10 protein-coding genes and 1 tRNA gene are annotated in these 12,701 nt (G+C 65.3%); 3 read left to right on the top strand and 8 right to left on the bottom strand.

The annotated features are described in order from the left end of the window. Positions 1-105 precede the first annotated feature (105 nt). The 4 genes from A9W99_RS18635 to A9W99_RS18620 form a co-directional block, all read right to left on the bottom strand. Positions 106-179 (bottom strand) — tRNA-Ile (locus tag A9W99_RS18635). Between the two features lie 30 nt (positions 180-209). Beyond that, positions 210-1,058, bottom strand: a complete 849-nt coding sequence (locus tag A9W99_RS18630; RefSeq protein ID WP_067381322.1) for a carboxymuconolactone decarboxylase family protein — start codon at positions 1,056-1,058, stop codon at positions 210-212. A 33-nt stretch (positions 1,059-1,091) separates the two neighbouring features. After that, positions 1,092-2,465: a TldD/PmbA family protein gene (locus tag A9W99_RS18625; RefSeq protein WP_067381319.1), complete on the bottom strand. Its 1,374-nt coding sequence runs from the start codon at positions 2,463-2,465 to the stop codon at positions 1,092-1,094. Positions 2,466-2,547: 82 nt separating this feature from the next. Further along, on the bottom strand, positions 2,548-4,065 hold the full coding sequence (locus tag A9W99_RS18620) for a TldD/PmbA family protein (protein WP_067381316.1): 1,518 nt from the start codon (positions 4,063-4,065) through the stop codon (positions 2,548-2,550). A gap of 33 nt (positions 4,066-4,098) precedes the next feature. Here A9W99_RS18620 and A9W99_RS18615 point away from each other — a divergent pair, with 33 nt between their 5' ends. Genes A9W99_RS18615 through A9W99_RS18605 form a run of 3 tightly spaced genes read left to right on the top strand, consistent with a single transcriptional unit; the run spans position 4,099 to position 7,095 of the window. Next, positions 4,099-4,971, top strand: a complete 873-nt coding sequence (locus A9W99_RS18615) for a carbohydrate ABC transporter permease (protein ID WP_067381313.1) — start codon at positions 4,099-4,101, stop codon at positions 4,969-4,971. Then, positions 4,958-5,779 (top strand): carbohydrate ABC transporter permease, encoded by an 822-nt coding sequence (locus tag A9W99_RS18610; RefSeq protein WP_067381310.1) that lies wholly within the window; start codon positions 4,958-4,960, stop codon positions 5,777-5,779. The genes A9W99_RS18615 and A9W99_RS18610 overlap by 14 nt, the downstream gene beginning before the upstream one ends. After that, the gene (locus A9W99_RS18605) at positions 5,776-7,095 is read left to right on the top strand and encodes a sugar ABC transporter substrate-binding protein (RefSeq protein ID WP_067381307.1); all 1,320 of its coding nucleotides are present in this window, start codon (positions 5,776-5,778) and stop codon (positions 7,093-7,095) included. Before A9W99_RS18610 ends, A9W99_RS18605 begins: the two co-directional genes overlap by 4 nt. On the opposite strand, the gene A9W99_RS18600 is transcribed toward A9W99_RS18605, so the two are convergent. The 4 genes from A9W99_RS18600 to A9W99_RS18585 all read right to left on the bottom strand — a co-directional run bounded on the left by A9W99_RS18600 (position 7,092) and on the right by A9W99_RS18585 (position 12,596). Then, positions 7,092-7,970 carry a universal stress protein gene (locus A9W99_RS18600; protein ID WP_067381304.1) on the bottom strand — a complete coding sequence of 293 codons (879 nt, stop codon included), beginning with the start codon at positions 7,968-7,970 and terminating at the stop codon, positions 7,092-7,094. The genes A9W99_RS18605 and A9W99_RS18600 overlap by 4 nt on opposite strands. Next, the gene (locus tag A9W99_RS18595) at positions 7,967-9,415 is read right to left on the bottom strand and encodes an amino acid permease (protein WP_067381301.1); all 1,449 of its coding nucleotides are present in this window, start codon (positions 9,413-9,415) and stop codon (positions 7,967-7,969) included. Before A9W99_RS18595 ends, A9W99_RS18600 begins: the two co-directional genes overlap by 4 nt. 284 nt (positions 9,416-9,699) lie before the next feature. Further along, complete coding sequence (locus A9W99_RS18590; protein WP_067381298.1) at positions 9,700-10,557, bottom strand: CbiQ family ECF transporter T component; 858 nt, start codon at positions 10,555-10,557, stop codon at positions 9,700-9,702. Next, positions 10,554-12,596 (bottom strand): ATP-binding cassette domain-containing protein, encoded by a 2,043-nt coding sequence (locus A9W99_RS18585; protein WP_253870042.1) that lies wholly within the window; start codon positions 12,594-12,596, stop codon positions 10,554-10,556. Before A9W99_RS18585 ends, A9W99_RS18590 begins: the two co-directional genes overlap by 4 nt. Positions 12,597-12,701 lie beyond the last annotated feature (105 nt).

Below are 12,701 nucleotides of genomic sequence, written 5' to 3'. Positions count from 1 at the left end.
TGTCAAGGATCAACCGAAACAGCTGTAAAGAATCAGCCGAAACACTGTCAGGCATCAACCGAAACCGAAACGTCAAGCATCAGCCGAGGTAATACAGAAATACGGTGGGGCGGGCGGGGCTCGAACCCGCGACCAACGGATTATGAGTCCGCGGCTCTAACCAACTGAGCTACCGCCCCGTGTGACGCGGCCACCATGCTGCCATACCGTCAGCCGAACACCGTCTGACCATCAGCATCGAGTAGATACCGCTCCGTGCCGTGCTCGACCCGCGGGGCATCGGCACCCAGCGCCACCGCGACTTTGTTACTGGCATTACGCATGATGTCGAACGTCAGCTCAATGGCCTCAGCCTCGGAGAACCGAGAACGCACCTCGGCGACATCGTCGGCGACGAGGTGCGCCGGGCTCCAAATTAACGCATCCGTATACCGCAGCGCTGCTTTTGCGCGCCCGTCAAGCAACGCCGAGCTCTCGAAACGCTCGATATCGTCGTACAACGTCTCCGAACCGCCGGCATCGAGTGCAGTGCTCTCACGCAGCGACTTGCACAGCCGGCAGTTGTGTTGGGCTGCGCCGCGGAGCCGGACGAGTTCAGACGTGATCGGGTCGAGTGCGCGCATCCGAGCCACCGCCGGTAGGAAGCCGTTGAACAACGCATCCGACGGGTCGGCGTGCTCCCACGAGATCGGTCCGTTCACCCAGCCGAGATATTCCGAACCGACGCCCAGCGCTTCCAGCCCGGCCCGCACCCGGGGAACGAAGTCGGCGATGTACATCGCAACGACGGCACCGAAAGTACTGTCCCCCAGCGCTTTCCATAGCCGCGACCGCTGCTCGTCAGTGATCACCGAGACGTCGACACTGAACTGCTCGGCAAACTCAGCAACCGTGGTCTCGGCCTGCGACGCCGGTCCGTCAACCTCGACATCGGCGGGCAATGGCGGCAGCGACAGCGCCTGCGCACACACCCGTCGCGCCAGGGCGGTAAGACGACCCGACGTCAACGTCACCAGTTGAGTGAGCTGATCTTTGTGAACAGATACCGGGGCAACCATTGATCCAACGTTAGAAGGCAAGTCGGCAATCGGCTACTGCGCCTGGCTCACCGAGGACATGTGGAAGTCCGGTATCCGCAGCGACGGCATCGCTGCGCGGGTGACCCAATCCCCCCATTCCCGAGGCAGGGTCTTCTCGCTGGCACCGGCTTCGGTGGCCCGTCGCAACAAGTCCAGCGGACTTTCGTTGAACCGAAAATTGTTGACCGCCGCGGTCACCTCGCCGTCTTCGATGAGGTAGACCCCGTCCCGGGTCAGCCCCGTAAGCAGTAGCGTGGCGGGGTCGACCTCCCGGATGTACCACAGCGTGGTCAGCAGCAGACCGCGCTCGGTCGAAGCGATCATGTCCGCCAGATCGGCCGACCCGCCGGTCATCACGATGTTGTCCGCCGCTACCGCCACCGGCTCGTCGTATTTGGCGGCGGTCGCCCGGGGGTAGGCCAGCGCGTTGATCACCCCGTTGCGGATCCAGTCGACCTGGTTGATCTCCATCCCGTTGTCGAACACCGACACCGTCTCCGAGGAGTTGCTCACCGCGACAAACGGCGTGCACGCCAGTCCGGGTGCGGACGGATCGGAGAACAACGTCAGCGGCAAATCGGTGAGCCGCTCCCCCACGCGCGTCCCACCGCCGGGGGCCGAGAATGCGGTCCGGCCCTCCTGTGCCCCCCGCCCAGACATCCTCCAAGCCAGGTGGATCATCATGTCGGCCACCGTGGACGGCGGCATGATCGTCTCGTAACGTCCCGCGGGAAGCTCGACAGTTCGCGCAGCCCACCCCAGTCGTACCGACAGGTCATCGAGCATGGCATCGATTGGCACTTCGACGAAATCAGGCGTGCCAACCCCCGCCCAAGCGCTCGCGTCGCCGAGCTTTGCGTTGATCTCCACCCCGCCAGTCGGCTGAGTGTAGCGCCGGCGCAGCCCCTTCGACGACGCCAGGAATGTTGTCGAAAGACTGTGGTGCGCAAAGCCGTACAGTTGGTCGGCGCCCGCGAAGCCCCGGCTCAACGACGACGCGACGTCGCCGAACACTTCGGCGCTAGTACCGGGTACCGGCGCGTCCCAGTCGGCCGGCACCCCGGTGTCGGCAATCAGCGGCGCGGCATCACCGGCCTCCGGCGCACACTGAGCCGCTTCCTCGGAGGCCGCTACCAGCCCGCGAATCACCGAAGGGTCGACCTCACCTGATACCACCGAGCCGACAAAGGTGCTATCGCCATGGCGCACAATCGATATCACCGCGAGATTGCGGCTGACCGAAACTCCGTTCGTGGTCATCGAATTGCCCGCCCAACGCAATGTCGCTTCGGCGCGATCGGTAACCAGGACCATGGTCTCGTCGGCGCGGGCTTCCCTCGCCGCTTCGGCCAGAACAACTTTGACAAGGTGCTGCGCTGTGATCATTTGCGCTGCTCCTCAGCATCGCTTCGTCCCCCTCGCCGCTGCGCGGGTGGGGGTGCCCCCACTGCATCGTCGCCAGCGCGGATCATCGGCCGCCCTCGGCGAGGACGTTGAGCACATTGACATTCCGGAACAACGCCGACGGACAGCCATGGCTGACCGGCGCCACCTGGCCCGGCTGGGCCTTACCGCAGTTGAGCGCGCCGCACAGTCGCCAGGTCGACGGGCCGCCGACCGCTTCCATGGAATTCCAGAAATCGGTGGTGGTGGCCTGATACGCGACATCACGCAGCTGACCGTCCAGGCGGCCGTCGCGGATACGGAAAAACCGCTGGCCGGTGAACTGAAAGTTGTAGCGCTGCATATCGATCGACCACGACTTGTCGCCGACGATGTAAATTCCGTCTTCGACCCGTGCAATCAGGTCGGCAGTGCTGAGGCCGTCGACACCGGGCTGCAACGACACGTTGGCCATTCGCTGGATGGGCACGTGATGCGGCGAGTCGGCATATGAGCATCCGTTCGAACGCGCCTGCCCAAGCCGCGGGGCGAACACTCGATCCAGCTGATAACCGACGAATACCCCGTCGCGCACCAGGTCCCAGCTCTGCGCGGCCACGCCCTCGTCGTCGTAACCCACACTGGCCAAGCCGAATTCGACGTTACGGTCGGCGGTGACGTTCATGACCGGTGAGCCGTAACGCATGGTGCCAAGCTTGTCAGGGGTGGCGAAGGATGTTCCGGCGTAGGCCGCTTCGTAGCCGATGGCTCGGTCGTATTCTGTTGCGTGGCCGATGGATTCGTGAATGGTCAGCCACAGGTTGGTCGGGTCGATTACCAGATCCTTAAGCCCCGGTGTCACGCTGGGCGACTTGACCTTTTCGGCCAGCAGCGACGGCAGCTCCGCGAGTTCCTCGGTCCAGTTCCAGATCTCGTCACCGGCCACCACTTCCCAACCGCGGGCCGTCGGCGGCGCCAGGGTGCGCATCGAGTCAAAACTGCCCGCCGCCGCATCCACGGTCACCGCCTCCAATGTCGGCTGCAGGCGCACGCGTTGCTGAGTGATCGTCGACCCGAAGGTGTCGGCGTAGAACGTCTGCTCCTTTGCTGCGGTCAGCGCGGCGGACACATGGTCGACGCCGTCGGCGCTCAGCAACCGCCCGGAGTACTCCTCGAGCACGGCGATCTTTTCCGTGGCGTCGACGTGGAACGGGTCGACTTGGTAATGCGACACCCAGGTGACGTCGTTGTACACCGGCTCGGGCGCCAGCTCGACTCGGTCGGTGTTCAGCCCGCGCAGCGTCGTGGCCACGTGCACTGCGCGGCGCGCGGTGTCGGCCGCGACAGACGGCGAAAGCTCGGCGTGCGACGCGAAACCCCACGTCCCGTCCACGATCACCCGGACCGCCAAACCGGCTTCTCTGGTGATGACAGCAGTCTCCAGCTCGCCGTCGCGCAACTGGACGATCTCGGTGCTGAGGCGGTGAATGCGCAGGTCGGCGTGGCTGGCCCCGGCTGCGGTGGCCGCCGACAATGCGGCATCGGCCAGTTCGTGGCGCGGCAGATGGAGAAAGTCGGCATCGATCCCCCGGTCGAGTGTCACGACTCCACCGTAACGAGAGGCTTTAATACAGCCATGGTCGACGCGCCCCCGCGATCCACCACGCTGGCGTATGCCCTGCTGGCGCCCAGCCTGTTCGGCGTGGTGGCTTTCCTGCTGCTGCCGATCCTCGTGGTGGTGTGGCTCAGCCTGTACCGATGGGACCTGCTCGGGCCCCTGCACTATGTCGGCCTGGCCAACTGGCGATCGGTCCTGGCCGACTCCGGCTTTGCCAACTCACTGCTCGTCACAGCCGCGTTCGTGGCGATCGTCGTCCCCGCGCAGACAGTGCTCGGTCTGCTGGCGGCTTCCCTGCTGGCCCGCCGGTTGCCGGGCACCGGAATGTTCCGCACGCTGTACGTGCTGCCCTGGATCTGTGCGCCGCTGGCGATCGCGGTGTTGTGGCGCTGGATCCTGGCGCCCACCGACGGAGCCGTCAGCACCCTGCTCGGCCACCGCATCGAATGGCTTTCCGACCCGGGCCTCGCGCTGCCCGTCGTGTCAGCGGTGGTCGTGTGGACCAACGTCGGGTATGTTTCGCTCTTCTTCCTGGCGGGCCTGCTGGCAATCCCGGCCGATATCCATGCCGCCGCTCGTACCGACGGCGCCAACGCCTGGCAGCGATTCTGGCGCATCACCCTGCCGATGCTGCGGCCGACGATGTTCTTCGTCCTGGTCACCGGAATCATCAGCGCCGCACAGGTTTTCGACACCGTCTACGCCCTGACCGTCGGCGGCCCGGCGGGCCGCACCGACCTGGTGGCGCACCGGATCTACGCCGAGGCGTTCGGCGCCGCAGCCATCGGGCGGGCGTCGGTAATGGCCGTGCTGCTGTTCGTCATCCTGGTCGGGGTCACCGTCGTTCAGCAGCTGTACTTCCGGCGACGGGTCAGCTATGACCTCACGTAACATGCCGGCCGCGCTGATCTACGCCGGCCTCGCGCTCGGCGCGGTGATCACGTTGGCGCCCTTCTTACTTGGATTGCTGACCTCGTTCACTTCGCCGCACCAGTTCGCCACGGGCGCGCCGCTGCAATTGCCGCGACCACCTACGCTGGCCAACTATGCCCATCTGGCCGGTGCCGGGTTCGGTCGCGCGGCGGTGGTGACCGCGTTGATGACCTTGTTGATTCTGTTGGGCCAGTTGAGCTTTTCGGTGCTGGCCGCTTACGCGTTCGCGCGTTTGCGATTCGCCGGACGCGACGCGCTGTTCTGGGTTTACATCGCAACTCTGATGGTCCCGGGGACGGTCACGGTAGTGCCCCTGTACCTGATGATGGCCCAGCTCGGCCTGCGAAACACGTTCTGGGCGTTGGTCCTGCCGTTCGTATTCGGCTCCCCCTACGCAATTTTTCTGCTGCGCGAGCACTTTCGGATGATCCCCGACGACTTGATCAACGCCGCGCACCTCGACGGTGCCAACACCCTGGACGTCATCATGCATGTGGTGGTTCCGTCCAGCCGGCCGGTGCTGGCCGCCCTGACGCTGATCACGGTGGTCTCGCAATGGAACAACTTCATGTGGCCGTTGGTGATAACCAGCGGCAGCAAGTGGCGGGTGCTTACCGTGGCGACGGCCGGGCTGCAGTCCCAATACAACGCCCAGTGGACGTTGGTGATGGCGGCGACCACGGTCGCGATCGTGCCGCTGGTCGTGCTGTTCGTTGTGTTCCAACGCCATATCGTCGCCTCGATCGTGGTCTCGGGTCTCAAGTGAACCGGCCCCGCTTTTCGACGCTGGTCGCTGCGGCGCTGATTTTGGTGGCCGCGCTGCTGGCGACGACGGCGGTGCTGCTGGGCAGGTCCGGCGAGCCGAGCAGCGGCAGAATCGTGGTGACGGTGCGGCTGTGGTCCGATCAGATCGCCGCGGCATATCGGGAGTCGTTCGCCGCCTTCACCCGCGCCCATCCCAACGTCGAAGTACGCGTCAACCTGGTCTCCTACTCGACCTACTTCAACACATTGCGCACCGATGTCGCCGGCGGCAGCGCCGACGACATCTTCTGGGTTTCGAACGCGTATTTCGCCGCCTACGCCGACAGTGGGCGCCTGATGAAGGTGGACATCGCTGCCGACTGGGAGCCGTCGGTGGTGAACCAGTTCACCCGCGGCGGTGCGCTCTGGGGAGTGCCGCAGCTGACCGACGCCGGCATCGCGTTGTTCTACAACGCCGACCTACTCGCTGCGGCCGGTGTCGATCCCACGCAGCTGAACGATTTGCGATGGAATCGCAACGGGGACGACACTTTACGTCCCATGCTGGCCCGGCTGACCGTCGATGCCGACGGACATGCCGCGGGCACACCGGCTTTCGACGCCGGACGGGTACGCCAGTGGGGGTACAACGCGGGCAACGATGCTCAAGCCATCTACCTCAACTACATCGGGTCGGCGGGCGGCGTATTCCAGCGTGGCGACCAGTTCGCGTTCGACAACCCCGCGGCGGTGCAGGCCTTCCGTTATCTGGTCGGTCTGATCAACGACGACCATGTCGCGCCGCCGGCCTCGGACACCAACGCCAACGGCGATTTCTCCCGAAACCAGTTCCTGGCCGGCAGGATGGCGCTGTTCCAGTCCGGCACTTACAATCTGGCGCCGGTGGCCAGCGACGCCAGATTCCGCTGGGGAGTGGCGATGTTGCCGGTTGGCCCGAAAGGCCGGGTCAGTGTCACCAATGGTATTGCTGTGGCGGGTAATTCGGCATCCAAGCACCCCGACGCGGTACGTCAGGTATTGGCGTGGATGGGGAGTCGTGCCGGCAACGAATACGTGGCTCGGCATGGTGCTGCTATCCCCGCGGTGCGCTCAGCCCAGCGGGTGTACTTCGATTACTGGGCGGCCAAAGGGGTCGACGTGACGCCATTTTTTTCCGTGCTCGACGGACCGCGAATTGGTGCACCCGGTGGCGCCGGCTTCGCAGCCGGATTCCAGGCGCTACAGCCCTATTTCGACGAAATGTTTCTCGGCCGAGGCGATGTCGCTGCCTTGCTGCGACAGGCGCAGGCTGCGGCCAATACCGCTGCACAGCGTTAGCCGGGCAATACCAGCACCGGTATCGGGCTGTGGCGGATGATTTTCGCGCTCCGGGATCCGAGGAATACTCGGGCGATGTCGCCGCGCGGTGAGGTACCGACCGCCAGTATCTCGCCGTCTTCCCACACCGCCGCGGCCAGTGCGTGAGCCCATGTTCTTCCGGTAACCACTTCCAGCACAACGTCTTTGCCGACTATGCCGTCAGTCTTCAAGTTCTCGAGTATGTCTCGCGCCTGCGACGCCCATGCTTCCAGCACCGAATCCTCGGCATGCAGGCCCACCTCGGGTGGGTACATCGTCTTTCCGCGGACTGCAAAGGTGAGCACTCGCATCGGCACCCCGAATCGCTCGGCGGACTCGACACACCGTCGTACCACGTCAACCGACTCCGGGGTGGCCGAGTACGCGCAGGTGAGCCGCGTCAGTTTGCCGGTGTGAGCGCGATATCCGCGCGGACTAATCGCCACCGGCACCGGCGACGAATGCAAGAGCCAGTCGGCGGTCGACCCGATAACCACTTGCCCACGCCGAGCGCTGGGCAGCGAACCCAACACCAGGACCTCCGCGTCGGCTTCGGCAACGACCTCGATCAGGCCACCCGAGACCGATCGGTGCGCGCGATGAAAGTAAGTGACCTCGACTCCGTCGGCCGATTTGCGCAGATAGCGCCGGGCCTCCTCGGCCGAGTCGACGGCCAGTTGATCGGCCCAGTGCTCGAATTCAGCGTCGACGCGGGCGAGCGAAGGTGTCAGCCACGGCTTGGGCACGATGGTCGCCACCGTCAGCGAGGTGCCAAGCGTGCGCGCCGCGCGGACCCCTAGATATAAGCCGGACAGCCCGACCTTGCCGGCCAGGTAACCGACAACGACCGTCACTGCACTTCCTCCGCCGTTGGCGCCTCATCGTTCAATGCGCTGTGGTGTCGGCCCCACACCAGGTAATAGGTCAGCGCCAGCGCAACCCATCCACTGAACGCAAGCCAGGTGTACCAATGCAAGCTGGCCAGGATGTATCCACACGCCGCCACGGAGAGCGCGGGTGTGACGGGATAGCCGGGCACCTTGAACCCGCGCGGCAGGTCGGGCTGGCGGATCCGCAGGATGATCACCCCGATCGACACGACCGTGAACGCGGTGAGCGTGCCGATAGACACCAGGTCCGCCAGTTTCTCGAGCGGCACGAATGCCGCCAGCATCGACGCGGCGACCGCGACGATCACTGTGTTGGTCACCGGAGTCATCGTGCGGGGGTTCACTGTCGCGAAACGGGGGGGCAGCAATCCGTCGCGGCCCATCGCGAACACGATGCGAGTCTGGCCATACTGAGTGACCAGCGTGACGGAAAAAATGGAGATCACCGCCCCGGCGGCCAGGATGGTGCTGGCCCACCGGCCTTTTGTGACGTTGTCGAGAATCGTGGCAAGCCCGGCCTCCTGCTGGCCGCCGAATTCCTGCCAACGCTGGGTGCCAAGTGCGGAGAGCGCGACGAGCACGTAGACGCTGGTGACGATAACCAGCGCCGAGATGAGCGCGCGTGGCATTGTTTTTTGCGGGTCTTTCACTTCGTCGCCCGCGGTCGACACCGCGTCGAGGCCGATGTAAGAGAAGAAGATTGTGCCCGCCGCCGAACCGATACCGGCCACACCGAACGGGGCGAAGTCCCGCAGATGGTCGGCGTCGTAGGCGGTGAATGCGAGGACCACGAACATGCCCAGCACGCCCAGCTTGATCAGCACCATGACGGCGTTGACCTTCGCGGATTCGCTGGCGCCGCGGATCAGCAGCAGTGCGCACACCCAGATCAAGAACACTGCCGGCAGGTTCATCAGGCCCGGATATTCGTCCCACGGCGCAGCCGACAACGCATGCGGCACCTGAAATCCGAATACGTTGTTCAGCAGCTTGTTGACGTAGCCGCTCCAGCCGACCGATACCGCGGCCGTGGCCACCCCGTACTCCAACAGCAGGCAGGCCGCGACCACCATTGCGACGGCCTCACCGAGGGTGGTGTATGCGTAGGAATACGCTGAACCGGAAACCGGTACGGCGGAAGCCAATTCGGCGTAGCAGATGGCCGCGAGCCCGGCAGCGATACCGGCGATGATGAACGAGACGATCACGCCGGGGCCGGCTTGGGGTACAGCCTGCGACAGCACGAAGAAGATGCCGGTACCGATCGTGGAGCCGACGCCGAACATGGTCAGCTGAAACACGCCGATACTGCGCTTGAGGTGATCTGCGGCGCCGTGAGCGACGGGAGCGCCGCTCACGGGGCGGCGGCGCAGCATCTGCTTTTTCAGACTGATCGACGGGGCCGTCATCGCACCTCCCGCTAGTAGGTCAGCTGATTATGCGGCCTGGTCCAGCGTGGCGGCGGACTTTGCCAGGCTCCGCGCCGAACCTCGTGATGAGTCCCAGGCGTCTGGCACCGGGTCGCGGACCGGTCGGCGAGTGCGTTTCTCCTGAGTCCCATCGGTCACAAAATCTGAGCCTGTGGCTTGTCCGCCTCAACGCGAAAACCGTTGCGCGGCAAGCTAATTGTCGCGTTGAGCCCAGAAAGCCCGCGCCTCGATCAAGCCTGCACTGCAAGGCGATCCCGGCCCGCCTACCGCGCCAAATGCAGGGCCGTGTCCAGCGCCACCGCAGCACCGCTGGCCGCGACCACGACACCGATTGTCACCCAGTCCGCCAGTTTCGGTCGCGCCGGATTCGCACTCAGCTGACCGGTGCCGCCGCGGGCGGTGATCGCGTCTCCCATCTCGTCCGCGCGCCGCAATGTCACGGTGATTGCGGCGGTGAGCAAGTCGATAAGTTCCAGCGCGTGCCGCCAGCGCCGGGCCTTGCGGCTGCGCGGTATCCGTTTGGGCCGTAACCGCCGAGCCGCATAAAGCACCTGGAACTCATCGATCAACATCGGGAAGGCCCGCAGCGCCAATGCCAAAGCCACCGCCCATTCGTCTACCGGTATCCGCAGAAGCCGCAAAGGCCAACCCAAAGTCGCTACCGCAGGCCCGATTTCGGCTACGTTGGTGGTCCAGGACACCATCCCACCCAACGCCAGCAACACGATCGACAGCGTGGTGAACCGCAAAAAGTTCAGCGCCCCGCCCAGTCCGATCTGGGTCCCGCCCAGCGTGACCACCGGACTACCGCTGGCTAGGGCGGCGGTGATAAACCCGAACGCGAGCAGGATCCAGAGCCAGCGCGGGATTGACGGCAGCACGCCGCGCGGGATGCGGGCGATCCAGATGGCAGCCGTCACCAGGACCCCCACCACGCCGATCGTCACCCACCCCGGATAGAACGTCAGCAGCAGCGAAACGCCGAAAACCACCAGCAATTTGGTGCCGGCCCACAGATCGTGGATCGTCGACCGTCCGGGCACCGGAACCAGCAGCACCACGGGACGAGGCTGGCGCCGGGGTTGCGCGTGGGTCGAGGCAGAGGCCGAGATCGCGGTCATGGCATACCTCCCGCCGCGGTCTGCGCCGATTCCAGCGCGCCATCGTGCAGGTGCAGGATTCGCGGGCACAAATCCTCCAGGCCGGCGACGTCGTTGGAGATAACCACCACCGTCAGGCCCCGCTCGCGGCGCAAGTCCTCCAGCAACCGCAGTAGACCGCGCTGGCTGGCCGCATCCAACCCGGCCAGCGGCTCGTCCAGAATCAATGCTCGCGGCGAACGCGCCAACAGCCCGGCCAGCACGACACGGCGCATCTGACCCCCGCTGAGCTGGTCGATGCGCCGCTTGGCCAGCGTGGGATCCAGCCCGACGACGCTCAGCGCGGCGACCACCCGGTCATGTTCGCGGTGTGAAAAGCCCGCTGCCGAAGCAACTTCCAGATCGACGCGGCTGCGCATCAACTGCAGCCGGGCCGCCTGGAACGACAACGCCACAGTGCCGACCTGCTCGTGGGTGGGCCGGCCATCGACCAGGCAAGCGCCGGCCGTGGGCACCGTCAGGCCCGCCATGATCCACGCCAGCGTCGACTTGCCCGAACCGTTGCCGCCATGGATCAGCACCCCGTCACCTTGTTCCACGACGAAGCTGACATCGCGCAGTGCGATCTTGGCCCACGGCGTGCCGCTGCCGTATTCGTGACCAACGCCGAGGAGCTCGAGCGCGGGGGCCTTGCGGCCGTGATCCACTGCGACGCGCGGCGTCGGGACTTGCGCGCGGTCGGCCATATCGGTGTTGTCCGGTGAATTGCTCAGGTTGATCGTGCGGTCGGCGGACGCGGCCTCGTTGTCGAAGTGCGTGATATGGACGAGAGCGGTCCGGTGCCGTTTGGTCAAACCGGACAGCACATTCAACAGCGCGTCACGGCCCTGCTGGTCCACCATGCTGGTGACCTCGTCCGCGATGAGCATCGCCGGTTCGCGGGCCAACGCGGCAGCCAGCGAAAGACGTTGCAGCTCGCCGCCGGACAGGCTTCCCGTGTCGCGTTCACCAAGACCTTCGAGGCCGACTTCGCTGAGCAACCGGTCGACATCGACGTGCGTGCCCGGCGGAAGACCCCACACCACGTCGTCGGCCACCCGGGTCCCCAGCACTTGACTTTCGGGGTGTTGCAGCACCACCGCCGTGCCACCCAGCTTGCCCAGACCCACCGCGCCGGGCCGATCCACGGTTCCCGACGTCGGTTCCCGGCCGGCCAGGATCAGCATCAGCGTGGTCTTGCCGGAACCGTTGGCGCCGGTGATCGCGACGTGTTCGCCGACTCGCAGGTCCAAGCTGACTTCGCGTAGCGCGTCCTGGTTTGCACCCGGGTACCGGTAGCGCACCCTCTCCAGTCGCACCGGAACCGGTCCGACCGCGACGTCCGGGTCGGCGTCGGCGGCGGGGGCGTCCAGTTTGTGGACGTCGGGGACCCCGCGCATCCGGTCCAGCACGCGCGACAACGCCCACCAGCCGATCAACGACACCACCAGGACCATCAAGACGGAATAGGCGAGCAGCACCCAGGGCCAGTAATGCATGCCGAGGGCGAAATAACGCCTCAGCATTGCGGCGAGCCCTTGCAGATGCACCCGAGACAGGAAGCTCGCCAGCCCCTCCACATTTGCCGTCATCGCGGCGAAGATGAGATGCCGTAACCGGAACATCACGGCCAGTGCTGCGACGTTCGCGACACCGAAGAAGATGCCCGCGATCAATGCCGACGCAATCACGGTGGGCGTGCCCCGGCGTCTGCGTTTGATGATGCCGGTCAGCCCGCCGATATAGGCGCTATTGACGACCGCCAAGAATCCGCCCAAACCGGCGATCAGGAAGGCGATCATCCCGGCCGCGACCAGCGCGGCGATGAGCACGCGCATCCGGTAGCGGTAGGCCAACAGCCCCATCGGCACAGTGCCCAGCAGCGCCAGGCCTGCGGCAAACGGGACAACGACGGAGATGATGGCGGTCACCGCGCACAATGCGGCCATCACAGAGGCTTGCGCCAATTCGCTCGGTTGCAGCGCTACGCCCCGGTGCGAAGAAGGTGCCGGGGCGATCACTTCACCGATTCTGCCAGGCCGCGGCGGTAAGCACTTGCGCAGCGCACCCCGCGAATGAGTTTTCCCGCGAGGCGACAGTGGAGATCGGTTATTGGTCTCGCATAG

The sequence above is a fragment of the Mycobacterium sp. 1164966.3 genome (assembly GCF_001665395.1).
In the GTDB taxonomy this organism is placed as follows: domain Bacteria; phylum Actinomycetota; class Actinomycetes; order Mycobacteriales; family Mycobacteriaceae; genus Mycobacterium.
Note: the sequence above shows the minus strand (reverse complement) of the source record. Positions and strands in the feature narration are given on the sequence as shown.

Bases quoted from the DNA above. Each gene is read 5' to 3' on its own strand.
- A9W99_RS18625 (WP_067381319.1), bottom strand. From the start codon at position 2,465: ATGATCACAGCGCAGCACCTTGTCAAAGTTGTTCTGGCCGAAGCGGCG.
- A9W99_RS18595 (WP_067381301.1), bottom strand. From the start codon at position 9,415: ATGACGGCCCCGTCGATCAGTCTGAAAAAGCAGATGCTGCGCCGCCGC.
- A9W99_RS18590 (WP_067381298.1), bottom strand. From the start codon at position 10,557: ATGACCGCGATCTCGGCCTCTGCCTCGACCCACGCGCAACCCCGGCGC.
- A9W99_RS18615 (WP_067381313.1), top strand. From the start codon at position 4,099: ATGGTCGACGCGCCCCCGCGATCCACCACGCTGGCGTATGCCCTGCTG.
- A9W99_RS18630 (WP_067381322.1), bottom strand. From the start codon at position 1,058: ATGGTTGCCCCGGTATCTGTTCACAAAGATCAGCTCACTCAACTGGTG.
- A9W99_RS18610 (WP_067381310.1), top strand. From the start codon at position 4,958: ATGACCTCACGTAACATGCCGGCCGCGCTGATCTACGCCGGCCTCGCG.